This is a genomic window from Actinoplanes sp. NPDC051405 (assembly GCF_055586185.1).
The window spans coordinates 72,978-92,442 of sequence record NZ_JBVJIR010000027.1; the positions used below are offsets into that span (position 1 = coordinate 72,978).

A 19,465-nucleotide genomic window follows, 5' to 3' on the forward strand; every position below is an offset into this window, starting at 1 on the left:
CGGGCACAGTATTACGGGCGACTGCATGTGACGGGAGGACGGTGACGTGCGAGGCGGACTGGACGACGCGCTCGACAAGCTGGCGCGCCGGGACGAGCTGCGCCGCCGTGCCGCGGCGGAGGCCAACGGCACCCCGCCGGCGGTGACGGAGCTGGTCGAGGCGATCGCCGCTGTCGTCGGCCGCAACCCCGAGCTCGGCGTGACCGTCGGCGTCGAGGGCGCGGGCGACCCGGTGCTGCTGCACTTCGCGGTCGAGGACGGCATCGTGCAGGTCAGCGCGGACAACACGGTCGCCGACCGGGTGGCCGAGGCCGCGCCGACGTCACCCCGCCACGCGGACTTCGACATCGACCTGGACGAGCCGGAGGCCTACACGCCGCCGCAGGGCTACCGCTTCGAGCAGCCCGCGGAGAGCGGCCAGGAGACCCGCCGCCTGCACTATCAGGAGCCCATCGATCACGACCGGTACGCGGAGCCGGCGCCCCACCGCGCGGAGCAGTTCCAGCCGCACCCGTTCGCCGCGACGCCCCCGCCGGAGGTGCCGCCGCAGACGACCCGGCGCATCCACGCCGAGCAGCACCGGGCCCCGGAAGAACCGAGCGCGGCCCAGCGCGCGGCCGGCCAGCAGGACCAGCAGCGCGGCATGCCGGCGCCGCTCCCGGAGCCGATCCCGCTGCGCGTCGAGCCGGAGGAGACGGAGATCGCCGCGAAGCGCCTGGCCGCTCTGCTCCGCGACAACCCGACCCTGCTCCGCTCCCAGGACTGACGCCTGGCGCCTCAGTTCGGCTCCGCCAGGCGGCCGATGGCTTTTTCGACGTCGCCGACGCGGTCGGCCAGCAGACCCACCGCGCCCACCGCGCGGCTCATCGGGTCGTCCCCGTCGCCGCCCAGTGCCTGCTCGCGCAGGAAGGCCTCCTTCACCTCGGCCCACCGCTTCTCCTGCTCGGCGGTCAGCCGCCCCCGCAGCTCGGCCAGCTTCAGCAGGTTTGCCTCCGCGCCGGTGGTCAGCGTCTGCGCCTCGCCGCGGTAGTGGTCGTCGATCACCAGCTCCAGCTCGGCCTCGTTCATCACCGGGACGATGCGTTCGGCCAGCTTGTTCATGTTGCGGTACGAGCCCTGAAGCTTGAACGGCGGCTCGGTGCGCGCCGCGTCGGACTGGCCGGCCGAGGCGATGTACGCCTGGTTGTTGCGTAGCACCACCCGCTGCACGCGGCGCATCTTGCGCAGCACCGACAGCACCTGTTCCAGCTCGGTCGCCGAGTACGCGTGGCTGAGCCGGTCGGGCCGTACCGAGTCGTCGCCTTCGGACAGCCGGACCAGCAGGGGCAGGTCCGCGCGGTCGCGGGTGGACAGCGGCGCCAGGACCTGGTTCGAGGTCAGCGCGTTCTCCAGGTACGACATCTCGAAGACGTCGTCGCGGCCGGCCAGCACGTCGCCGAGGTTCCACACGTCGGCCCGGTTGGCCAGCATATCCGGGATCCGGAAACGCTGCCCGCTCTCGGTGTACGGGTTGCCGGCCATGCACACCGCGAACCGCTTGCCCCGCATGTCGTACGTGCGGGTCTTGCCTTCCCAGACGCCCTCCATCCGGCGCTGCGCGTCACAGAGCGAGATGAACTTCTGCAGCAGCTCCGGTGAAGTGTGCTGGATGTCGTCCAGGTAGAGCAGAACGTTGTTGCCCATCTCCAGCGCGAAGGAGATCTTCTCGACCTCCTGGCGGGCCGTCGCGTTCGGGGCCTCGGCCGGGTCCAGCGAGGTGACGTCGTGGCCCAGGGCCGGCCCGTTGACCTTGACGAAGACCAGGCCGAGGCGGTTGGCGACGTACTCCATCAGGGTCGTCTTGCCGTAGCCGGGCGGGGAGATGAGCAGCAGCAGGCCGGACTGGTCGGTGCGTTTGGCGTCACCGGCCGCGCCCAGCTGGCGGGCCAGGTTGTCGCCGATCAGCGGCAGGTAGACCTCGTCGAGCAGCCGGTTACGCACGAAGGCGGTCATCACGCCGGGCTTGAACTCGTCGAGGCGCAGGCGGTCGCGTTCGGCGGCGGCCAGGGCGGTCCGCTGCTTCTGGTACGCCCGGTACGCCGGCACCGCCGTGGCCCGGAACTCCCGGGTACGGGTCACCACCTCGTCCAACCGCAAAGTGATCTTGCCGTCGACGATCCGCGGGTGGTTGCCGAGCAGCCCGCCGACGGTCTCGGTCAGCGCCGCCGCGGAGTCGTACCGGGTCAGCGCGGTCCCGGTCAGTTCCAGCGCCACCGCCTCGGCGAGGTCGTCGGCCGACCCGGCGTCCGGCTGCGCGGCCAGGAAAGCGGTCAGCCAGGTGGTGACGAGCTGCTGTCGCGCCGCGAGATCATCGGCGAGCGCCCGCAGGTCGTCCGCGTAGTCGCGGGGTGCCGTCGCCGGACCGCTGCCCAGCGCCCGGTGGAAGCGTTCGACCAGGGTGCGTGCCCCGGCGCTGGTGACGAACCCGGCCGGGGTGCTCGCCAGCTCCTCCACCAGATACTCGCCCACCAAGGACTCGGCCGCGGCCGCCGCACTGAGCTCGGCGCACAGCTCGGGCAGGGCGGAACCGGCCGAGCCGAACATCTCCCGGGCGCGGACCAGTGACGTGGCGCGCCGGGCCCAGGCCTGCTTCCCGCCCTCCGCGAAAGCCCAGAAGAGCTGGGCCGCCGCCCGCACCGGGCCGGGATAGCGCAGCAGGCCGGCGGCGGCGTGCAGCCGGACCAGCGTCTCCAGGATCAGTGCCGCGTCGGCGTCGTGGACACCGCGCTCGTAGCCCTCGTCGTAGCGCGCCTCGGCGGCCCGGCGCACGACGGTCAGCAGAGTGCCGTCAGCGGCGGCCGCGGTGACGCCCGCGGGGTCGTCGGCGAGCAGAGCGGCGGCGAGGTGCTCGCTGCGGTAGACCGCGGCGGTCTCCGAGACCACCGTCTGGTTCCAGAACGCCCGGGTGGCCACGAAGGAGGCGTCCCGGACCGGCGCCCGGTAGTCCGTGCCGGTGACGGCGAACGCCAGCTCGTCGCCGTCGGGCACCAGCGTCAGATCGACGGCCTGGGTGTTCACCGCGAACGTGTGCCGGCCCAGCCGGATGGTGTTGCCGTCCGCGCCGTACAGGTCGAGGCGGTCCCGCAGAGCCCGGCCGGCCTCCTGCCGGGCGGCCTTGACCCGCCCGTCCAGCTCCTCGGCCCGGACGGTGTCGCCGAGGGTACGCAGCTCGCCCGCGACCGAGCGCAGCTTGCCGACCATCGGATCGGTGGCGAAGTAGGTGTTGACCTCGTCGAGGGTGCCCAGCGCGGCGACCCGGCGCTGCACGCTGGCCAGCGTGCGCTGGGCGGAGTCGACCAGCCGGTCGGCGCGCCGCGCCCGGTCGTCGAGCAGCGACTGCCGGCGGGCGGCGAACGCCTCGTAGACCTCCGAGCGCTTGGCGCTGAGCTGGTCCACGAAGTCGTCGAAGTCGCCGAACCGCGACTCCAGCGCCTCCACCTGGAGCATCAGCTTGGCGACCTGCTCGTCGCTGCGTTCCGGGGTGTCCGCGGCGGCCAGCCCGGCCGTGACCGACTGTCCCAGCAGCGTGAACTCCGCCGCGAACGCGGCCCGGCCCTCGACCGCGGCCAGCTCGCGCCGGCGGGCGTCCAAAGTGGCGCGGGCCCGGTTGACGCCGCCGAGCACCTCGCCGATGCGTTCCAGGATGGCGACCCGCACGGTGGCGTCGGCGATGTCCAGGCCGCCGACCACCTCGGTGACGACCTGGAGACCGTCGGCTTGCTCGGTGAGCCGCTCGCCGACGGGCGCGGCCTCGGCCACGGTGGCGATCCCGGCGGCATCGGTGACCAGCTGCTCGACCGACTGCTGGTAGCCGGCGAAGGCGTCCGCGCGCTGGAGGAACTCGACCGCACGGCGGGCGGTGGAATCCACCTCGGCGGCCAGGTCGTGCTCGAGGGAGTCGAGCCGGGCCAGGTCGACGTAGCGCAGCTCGCGCAGGGTCACGATCCGGCCCTGGGCCTGGCGCAGCGACGCGAGCTGCCGGATCCAGGCGTCCGTCGTGGTGGGCACCTCACCCCGGGCCCGGCGGATCAGCGAGGTGGTCGCGGCGGCGGCCTCCTCGACCGCGGTGGCGGCCTGGGTGGTCAGCTCCTGCACCGACTCGTACTCGTCGAGGACCTGCTCGGCCGTCGCGCGGACCTCCGACAGCGGGGTGCGCAGGTCGCCCAGCTCCCGCTCGCCGAGCCAGTGGTAGTGGTCGAAGAGCCGGCCGCACGCGGCGATGATGGCCTCGAAGACCGCGCCGGACGGCGTCATCTCGTCGACCATCCGGGCCACCGAGAGCGTGTCGGCGATGCCGCGTACGAGGTCGGCGTTGCCCACCCGGTCCAGCGGGCCGGCGCCGACCGGCTGCGCGGCGGCGTACGTGTCCGAGACGTACGGCGTCTGCCACACCTGCATCGGATGCACCCGGGTCGGCTCGTCGGTGACGTGCCGGAACGCGATGAGCGTGCCGTCGTCGAACAGCGAATACCCGTGGCAGGTGATCGGGGTGGCGACCTCCTTGCGGATCACGTTGTACGGCAGCAGCAGATACCGCCCCGAGGCCCGCGCGTGGAAGACGTAGAGCACGTCCTCGCCGTTGACCGAGCGGACCACCCGCTCGAACTCCAGATCGGTGACGTCCGCGTCGAACGTCTTGGCCAGCCCGGTGGCCAGGTAGTAGCCGCCCGGGAAGATGATGCCCTGATCCTCGGGCAGCCGCTGGCAGGCCTGGCCGATCCCGTCGAGGCGCCGCACGTCCCGGGTACGGGTGTTGAAGATCAGGTAGCGCTGGGTGGTCTCCTTGTACGGCAGCACCCGCAGCAGGATCAACGGGCCGATCCGGGCGTACGCGATCTCCGCGTCGGCCAGGCTCTGCAGCGGCTCGTCGACCGGCTCGGAGAAGATGCCCTCGCCGTCCTCGGTGTTGTTCTCCACCTTGACGGTCAGACTGCCGCCGACCGTCTCCACGAAGACCTCGTCCTCGATGGACACGTGCGGGTGCCGGCCCAGGACGTGCTGCTCGCGGGTGGTCGGCGTCCACTCGAAGTCGTGCGACGCCGGGAAGACGTGGTCGCGTTCGCCGCGGTTGTCCACGTACGCCACCGAGCCGTCGACGCCGACCTTCCAGCGCAGCACCTTCAGGTCGTCGGCCCGCGCCCCGGTCTGGAAGACCGCCAGCAGCAGGCCCTCCAGCCGGCGCAGCTGCAGCAGGTGGGTCTCGCGGTAATACCGGTAGAGCTCGGCGAAGTCGCGCTGGAAGACCGGGTCGTCGAGCAGGCCGCGCAGCTGGGTGCCCGGGTCGAAGCGGAACGCCTCGCCGTCGCGGCTGAAGCCGTGCACCGAGAAGACGTCGTCGATCGACGTCTCCGTCTTGAGCCCGATGAACACGTTGTAGCCGAACAGCATCGCGCCGCCGACCTGCACCACGTCCCGGGGCACGCAGTTGTTGGCCGTACGGATGCGCTCGGTGCCGAGCAGCCGCATCTGCTGCCCGCCGAACGTCTCCACCCGGCGGGCGTTGAGCGCCTCGGCCCGCGCGGCCAGCTCTTTGGCCTGGCCGCTGAGCCGGGCGCGCAGCACCTCGTAGGTGCCGGCATCCAGTGCCGCGGCCTCGGTGGCCGCGGCACTCACGGGCGCGGTCGTCACTGCTGGGCCACCACCGTGCCGTTGGCCGGGGTCGCGGTCAGGGACGAGACCCTGGTGTCGGCGACGCCCAGCTTCTTCGCGGCGGCGAGCAGCTCGCGCAGCTTGCCCGAGTCCTCGCCACCGTTCTTGATCTGCTGGGTGAGGAAGGCCGCCAGGGTCAGGTTCGCCACGTCACCGGTGGAGACCGAGCCGAGCAGCCGGCTCAGGTCGTCGGTGATGCTGGCCGAACCGTCGAGGTACCGCGAGCCGAGGCCCTGCGCCACGGTGGAGTGCTCGACGAAGCCGTCCAGGCTCTTGCCCATCGTGATCGAGCCGAGCAGCTTGTCGAAGAAGACCGAGTCGCCGCCGACGATGTCGATGTTCGCCTTCTCCAGGCCGGCCGCGACGACCATCGCCTGGGACTCGGCGATCTCCTTGTGCACGGTGATGCCGGCGAGCCGGATCTCCTTCTCCATCTCCAGCCGCAGGCGGTATTCCTCGTGCTCGCGGGTGGCGTCGTCCAGTGCGCCCATCGCGGCGGCCTTCTCGGTCAGGCCCTCGGCCTCGCCCTTCAGCTTCTCGCGGATCGCCTCGGCGGTGACCAGCGCCTTCTCCCGCTCGACGATGGCCTCGGCGCGGCCGGTCAGCTCGGTGACCTCGGCGTTGGCCCGGCCGGTCTTCTCGATGACCTCGGCGTTGCGCTCGCGCACCTGGACGTCGGCCAGGCCGGCGGCGGCCGCCTCGGCCTGCGTACCTTCGGCGAGCCGGATCTTGGCCCGGGCGTCCAGTTCGGCGGTCTGCTGGCGGGCCTCGGCCAGCAGCAGCTCCTCCCGGGCCTTGAACCGGGCCGCGGTCTCGGCCGCCTCGGCGGCCTTGATGTCCTTGACCAGCGCTTCCTGGGCCTCGGCCTCGGCGTTGATGATCACGGCCTGGCGGGTGCGCTCGGCTTCCTCGACGACCCGTAGGCGCTTGATGTTCTCCTCCTGCTCGGCGACCGTCTTCTCCACCGCGATGCGCTCACGGATCACCTCGGCGATGGCCCGCTTCTCGCCCTCGACCTCCTTGTCCTTGGAGATCGTGGACAGCTCGGTCTCGCGTTCGCGGCCGATGACCTCCAGCATCCGGTCCTTCTCGATGCGCTCGGTCTCGATCGCGATGACCCGCTCGCGGTTCTTCTCGGCGACCGCGATCTCCCGGTCCTTGTTCTGCTTCTGCACGCCGAGCTGCTGCTCGGTGCGCAGGTGGGCGCCCTCGGCGCGGAGTCGCTCCTCGGCCTGGGCGAGCTGGATCTCCGCCGTCTCGCGGGCCCGGATGGTCTCGATCTCGCGGTTCTGCTTGATCTCCGCGTCCGCCTGCCGGCGCTCCAGCTCGAGGATCGCCTCCCGGGCGTCCACGTTCTGCCGGGTGATCTCCTTCTCCTCGTTGCGCCGGTAGTCGTTGGTGCGGACCGCCTCGATCGCGGTCAGCTCGGTGATCTTCCGGATGCCCTGGGCGTCGAGGATGTTCTTCGGGTCGAGCGAGTGCATCGGGGTCTGCTCGAGGAAATCGATCGCCGCGTCCTCGAGGCTGTAGCCGTTGAGGTCGGTGCCGATCACCTCGATGATCTGGTCCCGGAACTCGTTGCGCTTGGTGTAGAGGTCGACGAAGTCCAGCTGCTTGCCGACCGTCTTGAGCGCCTCGGAGAACTTGGCGTTGAACAGCTCCTGCAGCGTCTGCTCACTGCTGGCGCGGGTGGTGCCGATCGCCTGGGCGACCTTGATGACGTCCTCGGTGGTCTTGTTGACCCGGACGAAGAACGTGATCCGGATGTCCGCCCGGATGTTGTCCCGGCAGATCAGGCCCTCCCGGCCGGTCCGGGAGATCTCGATGGTCTTCACCGAGATGTCCATCGTCTCGGCCTTGTGCAGCACGGGCAGCACGACCGCGCCGGTGAAGGTGACGTCGACCCGGCGCACCTTCGACACGATGAGCGCCTTGCCCTGCTCCACCTTGCGGAACATGCGGCTGAGGAAGAAGACGACGCCGAGCACGATGAGCAGCACGACGGCGATGAGCACACCGAGTCCGGTGGAAATCACGTCCATCATTGATCCTTCTTGCCGAGGGGCTGACTAGAGAGCTACGTCTGCGGGGACGATCCAGAAGAACTCGCCGTCCGCGTCGAAGTCGTAGAGCACGGCGACCGTGCCGGCCCGGAGATCGTCGTTGCCGGCCTGGCGGACCTGCACCACCGCCGACGAACCATCGGGTGAGTGCACCTCGGCCTGGCCGAAGGTGGCGGTGACCCGCCCGGTGCGCACGACGCAGGTCATCCCGACGAAGTCGGCCCGCGACGGCTCGGCGCCGGACGGCAGGAAACGCCGCAGCAGCAACACGGCCAGGCGGGCCACCACCCACGCGACCACGAGGGCGCCGGCCAGCACCAGTCCGGCCGGGATCGCGCCGAGCAGCTCGCCGCCGGCCAGCGCGGCGAACCAGGCGACCGCGACGAGCAGCGAGAGCACCACCGAGGCGGGCACTCCGCCGAAGCCGAGGAAGCCGAGGAAACCACCATCGGTGTCGCCGCCGTCGCCGTCGGGGTCCGCGCCGCCGACGATGACGACGAGCCAGTAGCCGATGACGACGACCAGGAGCGGGGTCAGGATGACGGCGGGGAAGCTCAGTGCAGCCTCGAAGAACCCGCCCATGCCTACGCCCCGTTTCCCCGTGTGCCGACCGCGAACGGCCGCCCGGAAAGTGGGCGGCCCGTGTTCCTGCGGTGATGTCGATGATCGCAGGAGCCGTCAACGCGTGTTGTCCCCGAACCGACCAGTTCGCGGTGTCTTTTCAGTCGGAACACCGACGGTTCCTCACTCAGCGTGATCCGCGGGCATCGCACGGCGACACACTCCGATGAAACGCTCGGCAGCACCGTGCGTAATCAGATCTTCGCTGTCGCACCCTACCCGTCCCGCTTTGTCAACCGGTGTCCTCACGCGGGGTGACGCGGCTTTTCGTGGTCTTCACGGTGATTTGGCGAGTCTGGGATGTCTGTCATAGGCCAAAAGGTCAGTTAGCTCCGGCGGTCCGGCTGCCGCCCTTGTGTCACGCCGTGTAGCGCCTTAATGTCCTATTACGTCCGAGAGCGCGGCCCTGGAACATCGGTCGACAACACGGACAGCGACGGAAGGAGGCGAGTGATGACGGCAGCGGACAGCTGGTATCTGGTGATCGTCGGATACGCGATCATGCTGGCCTGGCCGGTCTCCACGCTCGCCCTGGTGAGCTTCGCGGTGCGCTACGCCGCGTCGCACCGCACCGCCACCGTCAGCCGTTCGCTGGCCCACGGCGACGGCACCCCGCAGCACTTCTGGATCGTCGTGCCGGCGCTGAACGAAGAGGTCGTCGTCGGCAACACCGTCAACGCCGCCCTCGGGCTCAGCGGACCCGGCGGCACGCTGGCCCGGGTACTCGTGGTGGACGACGGCTCCGACGACCGCACCCCCGAGGTCCTCGCCGCCATCGACCACCCACGGCTGCGGGTGCTGCGGCGTGAGCTGCCGGAGGCCCGCAAGGGCAAGGGTGAGGCTCTCAACGCCGCGTACCGCTACATCGCCGAACGGACCGCCGAGGACGGCGTCGACCCCGACAAGGTCGTCATCGGCATCATCGACGGCGACGGCCAGGGCAGCCGCAACATCCTGCTCGAGGTGTCGCGGATGATGCGGGACACCACGATCGGCGCCGTGCAGGTGCAGGTCCGCATCCGCAACCGCGACAAGCTGCTCGGCGCGGTGCAGGACCTGGAGTTCGGCGCGATCGTCAACGCCTGCCAGAGCCTGCGGGACACCATCGACACCGTCGGCCTCGGCGGCAACGGGCAGTTCACCCGGCTGTCCGCGCTGCTCGCCCTGGGCGACGCGCCCTGGTCCGCCTGCCTGGTCGAGGACCTCGAGCTGGGGCTGCGGATGCACCTCGACGGGATCGGCATCCGCTACACCCCCCGCGCCTCGGTCACCCAGCAGGCCGTCGTCGACCTGCGCCGGCTCACCCGTCAGCGCACCCGCTGGGCGCAGGGGAACATCCAGTGCGTCCGGTACCTGCGCCGGCTGATGAGCTCCAAGCGGATCAGCACCACCTCGCTGCTCGAGGTCATGCACTACCTGATCTCCCCCTGGATCAACGCGGTGGTCACCGTCGTGCTGCTCGGCGCGGCCGGGATCGCCACGGTGGGCCTGCTGATCGGCCACCCGGTGCCTTACCTGCACAGCTGGGCGGCGCTCGGCGCGAGCGGCGCGACGTGGTTCGCCGTCACGTTCTTCCCCGGCTTCGTCTGGGCGCTGGTGCACCGCTACCGGCTGCGCGACGAGACCCTGCGCCGGCTGCTGATCGCCGCGGCCGCGTACCCGATCTTCCTGCTCCTCGGTCTGGTCGCCACCTACCGCGCCATCGGCCGGCAGGCCACCGGCCGGCAGGCCTGGGCCAAGACCGAACGGCTCGCCGAGGAGCCGCTGCCGCACCACCTGCAAGTCGCACTCGCCGCCTGAAGGTTCCCCCTCCCGGAAGAAGGCTCCCCCCACATGTCGCTGCCCGAAGTGCACCTGATCGGTGGCACCCGCCCCGAGGCCGTCAAGCTCGCCCCCGTCGCGCTGGCCATGCGGGCCGCCGGCCTGGTCACCCCCGTCCTGGTGGCCAGCGGCCAGCACCCGGCGATGGTCAGCCAGGCGCTCGCCGCCTTCGACCTCACCCCGGACGTCACGCTCCAGATCGAGCGCGGCACCGGCAGCCAGGCCGAACTGCTCACCGAGATGATCCGGCAGCTCGACACCCTCTGGGCGCAGCGGACCCCCGCCGCCGTGCTGGTGCAGGGCGACACGACCACCAGCCTGGCCGGCGCGCTGGCCGCGTTCTGGCGCCGCATCCCGGTCGTGCACCTGGAGGCCGGGCTGCGCTCCGGCGACCTCGACTCGCCGTTCCCCGAGGAGGCCAACCGCCGCCTGGTCGCCCAGGTCGCCGCGCTGCACCTGGCCCCGACGCCGCTGGCCGCCATGAACCTGCTCGACGAGAACATCGCCACCGCGGACGTGCTGATCACCGGCAACACCGTGGTGGACGCGACGCTGGCGGTCGCCGGGCGCCGGCTGCCGTTCGAGAACCCGCATGTGGCCGCGGCCCGGGCCGGCGCCGCCGGGCGCCGGCTGGTCGTCGTGACCGCCCACCGGCGCGAGTCGTGGGGCGCGCCGCTGGACCGTATCCTGGCCGCGGTCCGCCGGCTGGTCGAGCGGTACGCCGACATCGACGTGATCCTGCCCAGCCACCCCAACCCGGCCGTCCGCGCCCAGGTGGAGGCCGGGCTCGGCGGCATCGACCGGGTCACCGTCACCGACCCGCTGCCGTACCCCGATCTGTCCCGGCTGCTCTCCGAGGCTTACCTGGTGCTCACCGACTCCGGTGGCATCCAGGAGGAGGCACCGTCGTTCGGCGTACCGGCGCTGGTGCTGCGCGACGTCACCGAGCGGGTCGAGTCCCTGCACGCCGGCTGCGCCAAGCTGGTCGGCTCCGACACCGACCTCATCGTCGACGAGGCGTCCGCGCTGCTCGACAGCAAGCTCCGCCGCGACGCGATGACCGCCGGCGGCAACCCGTACGGCGACGGGCTCGCCGCCGCCCGTACCGCCCAGGCCACCGCCGCTCTGCTCGGGCTCGCCCCGGCACCGTCCCCCATGCCCACCGGCATCTCCTCCGCCACCACCGCCACGTTCGGAGCGTCCTTCTGATGCGCATCTCCAAGCTCTCCCGCCGTGCCCTGCTCGGTGTCGGTGTCGCCGTCACGGCGACCGCCGCTCTCGGGCTCGGCGTGGTCAACGCCGACGCCGCCGTGCGGACCACCGCCACCACGGCGATCGCCGCGAAGTCCGGCAAGGCCGCTCCCGGCGGTGGCACCGCGAAGACGCTGGTCCTCTACGACACCACCGGCGACTACGGCTGGATGGGCGAGGTCTACGCGACCCAGACGGCCAACCTGAGCTCGCACTTCGGCTCCTGGACGGCCGCGCCGGTGGCCGGCTACCGGGCCGGCGACCTGTCCGCCTACACCGCGGTGATCTACCTCGGGTCGACCTACGACGAGCCGCTGCCGGCCGCTTTCCTGGACGACGTCACCGCCACCGCCAAGCCGGTCACCTGGGTGTTCGACAACATCTGGCAGCTGGCCGCCCGGGACCCGAACTTCGCGGCCAACCGTGGATTCACCAGCGGCGCGTTCGACTTCGCCGCGGTGGCCGAAGTGGAGTACAAGGGCCGCAAGCTGACCCGGGACACCACCGACAAGTCCGGGATCATGAACCTCGGGATCACCGACGCGACCAAGGTCAAGACGCTGGCCACGGCGGTACGCCCGGACGGCACCACCTTCCCCTGGGCGGTGCAGTCGGGCAACCTCACCTACGTGGGCGAGATCCCGTTCGCGTACGTGACCCACGACGACCGCTACCTGGCCTTCGCCGACCTGCTGTTCGACTCGCTGGGCGCCACCGGCGTCTCCCGGGAACGGCACCGCGCGCTGGCCCGCATCGAGGACGTCGGCCCGGACTCCGACCCGGCCGAGCTGCGCGCGATCGCCGACTACCTGTACGCGCAGAAGGTGCCGTTCAGCGTCGCTGTCTACCCGCGCTACCGGGACCCGAAGGGCGTGCAGAACGGCGGCAGGCCCCAGGACTACACGCTGGTGCAGAAGCCCAAGGTGGTGGCGGCGCTGAAGTACATGCAGCAGCGCGGCGGCACCCTGCTCATGCACGGCTACACCCACCAGTTCGGCAGCGTGGCCAACCCGTACGACGGCGAGAGCGCCAACGACTTCGAGTTCTACTCGGCGCACGTGGACGCGAACAACAGCGTCATCTACGACGGGCCCGTACCCGGTGACTCCGCCGCGTGGGCCACCGGCCGGATCGCCGCCTCGGGCCTGACCTTCGCCCTGGCCGGCCTGGGTGTGCCCACTGTCTTCGAGTTCCCGCACTACGCCGGCAGCGCCGTGGACTACCAGGCGGTCAACGCCGCCCTGGGCAAGCGCTACGACCGCGGCCTGTACTTCCCGGGTGTGCTCACCGGGGCGAAGTTCGACTACAAGCGACAGTTCGGGCAGTTCTTCCCGTACACCGTCCGCGACGTCTACGGCTCGGTGGTCATCCCGGAGAACATCGGCAACGTCGAGCCCGAGGCGTTCAACAACCACCCGGCCCGGCTGCCCGCCGACCTGCTCGCCTCGGCCGGTCGCAACCTGGTCGTCCGCGACGGGGTGGCGAGCTTCTTCTACCACCCGTACCTCGGCACGGACCACCTGAAGGACCTGGTCACGGGCATCAAGGCGCAGGGTTACACCTTCGTCAGCGGCACCTCGATGCTGGCCGGCTGATGTCGGGTACGGCGGAGGTCGTGGCCTTCTACGCGCAGTCCTGGATCAACTGTGACCCCCGGGCGGTACGCCGGGTGATCGCCGGCGACGCCGAGATCGAGTGGAACCTGGACGTGCCGGTCGACGACGAGGAACTGGTGCAGACCCTGGACCGGATCGCGGCGTTCGCCGACTCGGTCGCCGTCGTGTCGACCACATGCGTCGGCGACCGTGCCTCACTCGTCTACGACTGCGTGGCCCCCTTCGGGACGGTCCGCATCGCCGAGTTCGTCACGGTCGCCGACGGTGCCATCAGCGGGATCCGGCAGGTGTACGACGTGGTGGCGCTGCGCCGTTACTTCCCGGGCCTGCTGGACGACGACTGACCTACTTCTCCTTCATGGACTTCAGCGGGCTGGGGTCCACCGACGAGGGCATGTTCCACTTCTGGATCTCCTTGCCGGTGCAGGTGGCCACGATGACCTCGCTCCACAGCCCGCTGTACTTGTAGGCGGCACCCAGCGAGCCGGCCGGCATCAGGCAGAGCCCGAAGCCGTCGACGATCTGGTACGACTCCTTGAACGTCGGCGCGTTCTCGTAGATCGTCCACTGCAGGTTCGTCCCGCCGTCCGAGCACTTGGCGACCCAGACGAAGGCGTTGGCCACCCCCGGGCTCTTCAGGCAGTACGGCACCAGGCCCGGCGGCTGGGTGGAGATCTGCCCGGTGGCCTTGTACGCCGGGGCGGTGATGGTCGGCGTGATCCACTTGTGGTTCCAGTAGACGTCGCTGGTGAAGCTCTGCTTGCACGGGTACGTGATCAGCGCCTTGATCGCGTTGTTGACGTTCTCGTTGGTGAGGTCCAGGCAGCGGCCGACCTCCTGGGTGCTGACCAGCTGCTTGCTCTTCGGGCCGGCGCCACCGGGGCCCACCGACGCCTCCGGGCTGAACGAACGCTGGTTGACGTTCGCCGAGCCGCAGTAGGTCTTGTTGCGCAGCACGATCGGGGCACCGACGGACGCGTCCTTGGCGTTGAGGCAGAACCGGTTGGCGCCGCTGAGGCCGTCGTTGGCGTAGTACGTCTGCGCGTTGACCTCGTAGTTCCACTGCTGGATGCCGATCTTCGGGCTCACGCACTCCTGGAAGACCACCGGCGCCTCGTAGGTGTACGTCGTCGCCGTGACGCAGAGCCCGTACGTGTAGGTGTCGTCGTCCGCCAGGGTGGCCGGCAGGCCGGTCAGCTTGTTGTTCACCTTCGGGGCGCGGGTCTCGGAGAGCACCAGGGACAGGTTGTTCGGATAGATCATCGCGGCCTGCTTGTCGGTGCTCGTGCAGGGCACCGCACTGACCGGGTCACCCGGCTTCGGCTTGCCCTTCAGGTCGCCCAGGCACAGCTTGGTGGTGACGTTCGAGGCGCTCATGACGATGCGCCCGCCGGGGATGTTGTCCTCGCTCGTGTGGAACGTGTAAGTGGCGTAGAGCGTGCGCTTGGTCTTGCCGACCGTGCCCTCGGAACGCAGCAGCCCGAAGAGCGGCACCTGCTGCAACGTCCCGCCCACGCCGTTGACCCCATTGACACAACCGATGGCGGTGCTCAGCGCCTTGGTCAGCCCGGCGGTGTCGGTCACCTTGCCGGTCACCCCGGCCAGGACGTTGGTCAGGGATTTGCCTTCCGCGAGCGCGTTGATGTTGGTCAGTGGCCCGAGCTTCTCCAGCTCACTGACGAGGTTGGAGGGGTTGGTGAGGAAGTAACCGACCGTCGTGGAGTAGGTCGGCGTGCCGCTGGTGGAGTTGCCGAGTCCCGCGAACGGGTTCTTGGTCTTGTCCGTGGGCGGGGTCAGCACGCCGCAGGGCAGCTTGTTCAGCAGCGCCCCGGTGATGTTGTAGGTGTCGCGGATCGCCTTGAGCCCGGCGTCCAGCCCGGCCTGGGCGGCATCCACGGCGGCGACCCGGTCGGCGAGCCGCTGGCTCTGGTGGAACTGGTCCAGGACCACCCCGCCGAGGCCGGCGCTGAGCGTGACCCCGCAGAGGGTGACGAGCATGGCCAGCGGCATGGAGCCGGCGTCGGTGCGTCGGTCGCGCCGGCGCTGACGCCACCTGGCGGTGAATGTTCGAGCGCCGGCGAGCATGTGGCCTCCTGGCCGTGGTCGGGACTCTCCTCGAACCCGCCAATCGACCGGCGCCGCGATTACTTGAGCAAAAGCCGGCCCGTCAGCGCGCCGGAGTGGGCAGGGTGGTGTCGAGCAGCTCGAAGAGCTTCTCCCAGTGCCGCTTCTCGGCCTCGGCGGAGTAGGCGGCGGTGTCGGCCATGGTGAAGCCGTGCTCGGCACCGGGATAGATCTCCGACCGGAAACGCACGTCCGCCGCGTCCAGGGCCGCCTCGAGCCGGTCGATCTGCTCCTGCGGCATCGAGTGGTCGTGGTCGGCGTGCGCGAAGTACACCTCGCCCTTGATCCGGCCGACCTGCAGGTGCGGGCTGTCCGGCTCCTCGGTGGCCAGGCGGGCGCCGTGGAAGCTGGCCAGCGCGACGATCCGCTCCGGGTACGCCGTGATCGCCTTCAGCGCGTTCAGACCACCCATGCAGTAGCCGACGATGGCGTCCGGACCGGCCGAGACGCCGTCCTGGGCGGCCAGGAAGTCGAGGTAGGCCCGGGTGTCCCGGGTGATCGCGGCGGTGTCCAGCTGCTGCATCATCGGCATGAGCCGGCCGAAGACCTTCCCGCGCTCATCCGGGTCGGCCAGGTTCGAGGTGTCGGCGACCGGCGAGCGGGCGCTGCGGTAGAAGAGGTTGGGCACCAGCACGGCGTAGCCCCGTTCCGCGATGCGCTCGGCCATTTCGTACAGCCGCGGCCGCAGCCCGAAGGCGTCCATGAAGAAGAGCACACCCGGGAACGGCCCGTCGCCGTCCGGCACCACCAGGTACGCGTCCGCGGTCCCGTCCTCGGTCGGCACGTCCACCATCGTCTTGCGCATGCCCTGCCTCCTGAGCGGCGTCGGTGATCTCCTCGACCGTACTGCGGCATTCCTACCCTCCGTGCATCGCACTCCACGCCGCAGCCCCGTGCTTGAGACAGATTTAAGGAATTTCCCCTCTTTCTTTAATGCACTCAGAGTCAGGATCAACGCCGTCGGCGTCCCCCGCGAACGGAGTCATCCATGGCCCGCAACCGTCTTCGCCTCACCATCTACCTGCCAGCGGCATTACTCGCTGTAGGCGGAGGTGCGCTCGCGGCGGTCGCGGGCTCCGGCGGACTGACGGCTACGTTCAGCAAGATCTTCGCCACGTTCCAGGGCTGACCGCCCGTCCCCGCGGAGGGCTTCCCCGAACCCTCCACCCATCGCGCGGCGTCGAGAGCCCCCACTCTCGGCGCCGCGCCCCCGTCTCCGGCACCGCGCCTCCATGTCGGCGCCGGGCCGGGAGCAGCCGGCCCATGCCCCACCTCCCGCGGCGCCGGAGCAGCCTGCTCAGGCGAAGCCGCGACCGGCCTCCGCCAGTGCGCGATCGACCAGGTCCGGCAGGGACGTGTCCGCCGGGGCGTCGAGCCAGATGTGCAGCGCCACCCGCAGCGAGGTCATGAACGTCGCGGCCGTCAGCCGGGCGCGTACCCCCGAGGGGTCGGGCTGGTCCGATCGAGTCGCGACCGCGGCGGCCAGCTCGCGCTCCACTGCCGCGAAGGTGTTGAGCTGCTGTGCGAGCAGCGCGGGCTGGCTGCGCAGCATCCGGGTCTGCGCCACCCAGGCCGGGTCGAGCTCGCCGACCTGCCGGTAGAACTCCCGGGCCGCCTCGGTCAGCGCCTGCCACGGCCCCTCGCCGGCCGGCCGGGCCGCGATCATGCCGATCAGCACCGCGATCCGCTGGTGGTCGCCGTGCAGCAGCGCCTCTTCCTTGCTGGCGAAGTAGTTGGAGAACGTTCGGCGGGAGACCCCGGCCTCGTCGGCGACCGCCTCGACCGTGATCTTGTCCGCGCCGTGGGCGATCGCGAGGCGCACCGCGGCCTCGTGCAGGGCCTGCCGGGTCGCCACCTTCTTGCGCTCGCGGAGGCCCACCTCGGCGGTCGTCGTGCTCATGGGTCGAGCCTAGCCAGGATGTGACTCACTTCCCAATGAGCAAACTTGCGCAATGGGCAACAAAAGCAGATAGTTGTATGTGGCAATCAACTGGAGGAGGTGGCACATGGCCCACGACGCCGGCCCCGCGGCACGTCATGAGCTGCTCGCCAACGTTCGGGACCTGCTCAAGGCCGTCCGCTTGTTCAAGAGCGACCTGCCCGCCCGGCCCGAAACAGTGCCCACCGGCACCATCGGCGTGCTGGCGACGATCAACGCCATCGGCGGCGAGCCGGTCGGCGGGTGCCACCTGAAGGACCTGGCCGCCCGTTGCGCGCTCGACCCCTCGACGGTCAGCCGCGCCGTCGCCGCCCTGGTCCGTTCCGGCCTGGTCGCCCGCACCGCCGACCCGAGAGACGGCCGCGCCAGCGTGCTCACTGTCACGCCGAGCGGCCAGCACACCCTCGACGAGTTCAACCGCCGGGCGGACGAGCGCCTCGCCGACGCCCTCCGCGACTGGAGCCCCGAGGACATCGCGGTCCTCTCGGCGTTGCTCCAGCGCTTCGCCACAGACCTGCTGACCCGTACCGACCGAAACCTGGAGGTCGCGCGATGAGCGCACCCACCGTCACCCGCGCCGAACCCGGCGCGATGAGCCACCGCCAGATCATGGAGGCCCTCAGCGGCCTGCTGCTCGTGCTGTTCGTCGCGATGTCCAGCGCCACCATCGTCTCCACCGCGCTGCCGAAGATCATCGGCTCGCTCAACGGCAGCCAGACCCAGTACACCTGGGTCGTCACGGCCAGCCTGCTCACCGCGACCGCCACCACCCCGATCTGGGGCAAGCTCGCCGACCTCTACAGCAAGAAACTGCTGGTCCAGCTGGCCATCGTGCTGTTCATCGCCGGCTCGGTAGTGGCCGGCTTCTCGCAGACGGCGGGCCAGCTCATCGCCGCCCGCGCGTTCCAGGGCATCGGCATGGGCGGCGTCCAGGCGCTGGTGCAGGTCGCGATCGCCGCGATGATCCCGCCCCGCGAGCGCGGCCGGTACAACGGCTACCTCGGCGGCGTGCTCGCCCTGGCGACCGTCGGCGGCCCGCTGCTCGGCGGCGTGATCGTCGACACCTCGTGGCTGGGCTGGCGCTGGTGCTTCTTCATCGGTGCCCCGATCGCCGTGATCGCCCTGGTCGTGCTCCAGCGCACCCTGCACCTGGCGACGATCCGCCGGGACAACGTGAAGATCGACTACGCGGGCGCCTCGCTCATCGCGGCCGGCGTCAGCGTCCTGCTGATCTGGGTGTCGTTCGTGGACAGCTCGTTCGACTGGATCTCGTGGCAGACCGGCGCCATGGTCGGCGCGGGCCTGGTGCTGCTGGCGCTCGCGGTCTGGGTCGAGTCCCGGGCGGCCGAGCCGGTGGTGCCGCTGGAGATCGTCAAGCAGCGCACCACGGCCCTGTCGATCCTGGCCAGCCTCGCGGTCGGCATGGCGATGTTCGGCGGCTCGGTCTTCCTGGGTCAGTACTTCCAGATCGGCCGCGGCTACAGCCCGACCGAGGCCGGCCTGCTGACCATCCCGCTGATGGCCGGCGTGCTGGTCTCCTCGACCGTCTCCGGCCGCATGATCAGCAACTCCGGCAAGATCAAGCCCTACATCGTGGCGGGCACGCTGGTGCTGGTGGCCGGCTTCGCGGCCCTCTCGGTGATCGACCACCAGACCCCCCTCTGGTACGTCGGAGTGGGCATGGCCCTGGTCGGCATCGGTGTCGGCATGTCGATGCAGAACCTGGTGCTCGCGGTGCAGAACTCGGTGCAGCTCAAGGACATCGGCGCGGCCAGCTCGACGGTGGCGTTCTTCCGCTCGCTCGGTGGCACCATCGGCGTCTCGGTGCTCGGCGCGATCCTGGCCCACCGGGTCACCGACTCGATCACCACGCAGCTCGCGGCGGCCGGCGTCCCGGCGTCCAGCTCGGGCGGCGACACCAGCAGCCTCAACCTGGCCGAGCTGCCGGCGGCGATGCAGCACATCGTCCGGGCCGCGTACGGCGACGCGACCGGCCACATCTTCCTGATCTCGGCAGCCATCGCGGTGGTCGGCGTCATCGCGGCTCTGCTGTTCAAGGAGATCACGCTGCGCTCGACGATCGACCTCGCCAAGGCCGCCCCGGAGGCGAAGACCGCCGAAGACGAGTCGACGATCCCCGCCGGATCGATCACCCGGTAAGCAGAGCAATGAACAGCGGCGCCCGGGATTCCCCCGGGCGCCGCTGTCGTCTCGGGGGGGCCCGCCCTCCCCGGGCCCCCGTCCGGCTCCTGGCCCCGCCCTTCCGGGGCGCCCCCTTTCCTCTTCTCTTCCTGGCCGGCACTCCGCTTCCCCCCCCCCCTCCTGTCCCCGGTCGGGTGTAA

13 protein-coding genes are annotated in these 19,465 nt (G+C 70.6%); 7 read left to right on the plus strand and 6 right to left on the minus strand.

Features of this window, described 5'->3' with window-relative positions:
- Window positions 1-46: 46 nt before the first annotated feature.
- On the plus strand, window positions 47-766 hold the full coding sequence (locus tag ACZ6S4_RS40760) for a hypothetical protein (RefSeq protein WP_465480024.1): 720 nt from the start codon (window positions 47-49) through the stop codon (window positions 764-766).
- Window positions 767-777: 11 nt separating this feature from the next.
- On the opposite strand, the gene ACZ6S4_RS40765 is transcribed toward ACZ6S4_RS40760, so the two are convergent.
- From ACZ6S4_RS40765 to ACZ6S4_RS40775, 3 genes are read right to left on the minus strand one after another with little or no spacing between them, the layout of a single operon-like run.
- Window positions 778-5,667 (minus strand): DNA repair ATPase, encoded by a 4,890-nt coding sequence (locus tag ACZ6S4_RS40765; protein WP_465480025.1) that lies wholly within the window; start codon window positions 5,665-5,667, stop codon window positions 778-780.
- A complete protein-coding gene (locus tag ACZ6S4_RS40770; protein WP_465480026.1) occupies window positions 5,664-7,730 on the minus strand; it encodes a flotillin family protein in 2,067 nt (688 codons plus the stop codon). The genes ACZ6S4_RS40765 and ACZ6S4_RS40770 overlap by 4 nt, the downstream gene beginning before the upstream one ends.
- Before the next feature lie 27 nt (window positions 7,731-7,757).
- The gene (locus tag ACZ6S4_RS40775; protein ID WP_465480027.1) at window positions 7,758-8,333 is read right to left on the minus strand and encodes a hypothetical protein; all 576 of its coding nucleotides are present in this window, start codon (window positions 8,331-8,333) and stop codon (window positions 7,758-7,760) included.
- 492 nt (window positions 8,334-8,825) lie between these two features.
- Here ACZ6S4_RS40775 and ACZ6S4_RS40780 point away from each other — a divergent pair, with 492 nt between their 5' ends.
- Genes ACZ6S4_RS40780 through ACZ6S4_RS40795 form a run of 4 tightly spaced genes read left to right on the plus strand, consistent with a single transcriptional unit; the run spans window position 8,826 to window position 13,404 of the window.
- Window positions 8,826-10,172 carry a glycosyltransferase family 2 protein gene (locus tag ACZ6S4_RS40780; RefSeq protein ID WP_465480028.1) on the plus strand — a complete coding sequence of 449 codons (1,347 nt, stop codon included), beginning with the start codon at window positions 8,826-8,828 and terminating at the stop codon, window positions 10,170-10,172.
- A 33-nt stretch (window positions 10,173-10,205) separates the two neighbouring features.
- Window positions 10,206-11,402 carry a non-hydrolyzing UDP-N-acetylglucosamine 2-epimerase gene (gene wecB / locus ACZ6S4_RS40785; protein ID WP_465480029.1) on the plus strand — a complete coding sequence of 399 codons (1,197 nt, stop codon included), beginning with the start codon at window positions 10,206-10,208 and terminating at the stop codon, window positions 11,400-11,402.
- Window positions 11,402-13,039 (plus strand): DUF2334 domain-containing protein, encoded by a 1,638-nt coding sequence (locus tag ACZ6S4_RS40790; RefSeq protein ID WP_465480030.1) that lies wholly within the window; start codon window positions 11,402-11,404, stop codon window positions 13,037-13,039. The genes wecB and ACZ6S4_RS40790 overlap by 1 nt, the downstream gene beginning before the upstream one ends.
- Window positions 13,039-13,404 (plus strand): hypothetical protein, encoded by a 366-nt coding sequence (locus tag ACZ6S4_RS40795; RefSeq protein WP_465480031.1) that lies wholly within the window; start codon window positions 13,039-13,041, stop codon window positions 13,402-13,404. Before ACZ6S4_RS40790 ends, ACZ6S4_RS40795 begins: the two co-directional genes overlap by 1 nt.
- Window position 13,405: 1 nt before the next feature.
- Here ACZ6S4_RS40795 and ACZ6S4_RS40800 read toward each other — a convergent pair whose 3' ends face one another.
- From ACZ6S4_RS40800 to ACZ6S4_RS40810, 3 genes are all read right to left on the minus strand, one after another.
- On the minus strand, window positions 13,406-15,145 hold the full coding sequence (locus ACZ6S4_RS40800; protein ID WP_465480032.1) for a hypothetical protein: 1,740 nt from the start codon (window positions 15,143-15,145) through the stop codon (window positions 13,406-13,408).
- Between the two features lie 82 nt (window positions 15,146-15,227).
- A complete protein-coding gene (locus ACZ6S4_RS40805; RefSeq protein WP_465480033.1) occupies window positions 15,228-15,989 on the minus strand; it encodes a dienelactone hydrolase family protein in 762 nt (253 codons plus the stop codon).
- Window positions 15,990-16,481: 492 nt separating this feature from the next.
- Window positions 16,482-17,084, minus strand: coding sequence for a TetR/AcrR family transcriptional regulator (locus ACZ6S4_RS40810; protein ID WP_465480034.1), 603 nt, complete (start codon window positions 17,082-17,084; stop codon window positions 16,482-16,484).
- A 106-nt stretch (window positions 17,085-17,190) separates the two neighbouring features.
- Between ACZ6S4_RS40810 and ACZ6S4_RS40815 the strand changes: the two genes are divergently transcribed.
- Both ACZ6S4_RS40815 and ACZ6S4_RS40820 read left to right on the plus strand, forming a co-directional pair.
- The gene (locus ACZ6S4_RS40815; protein ID WP_465480035.1) at window positions 17,191-17,679 is read left to right on the plus strand and encodes a MarR family winged helix-turn-helix transcriptional regulator; all 489 of its coding nucleotides are present in this window, start codon (window positions 17,191-17,193) and stop codon (window positions 17,677-17,679) included.
- Complete coding sequence (locus tag ACZ6S4_RS40820; protein ID WP_465480036.1) at window positions 17,676-19,283, plus strand: MDR family MFS transporter; 1,608 nt, start codon at window positions 17,676-17,678, stop codon at window positions 19,281-19,283. The genes ACZ6S4_RS40815 and ACZ6S4_RS40820 overlap by 4 nt, the downstream gene beginning before the upstream one ends.
- Window positions 19,284-19,465: the final 182 nt, after the last annotated feature.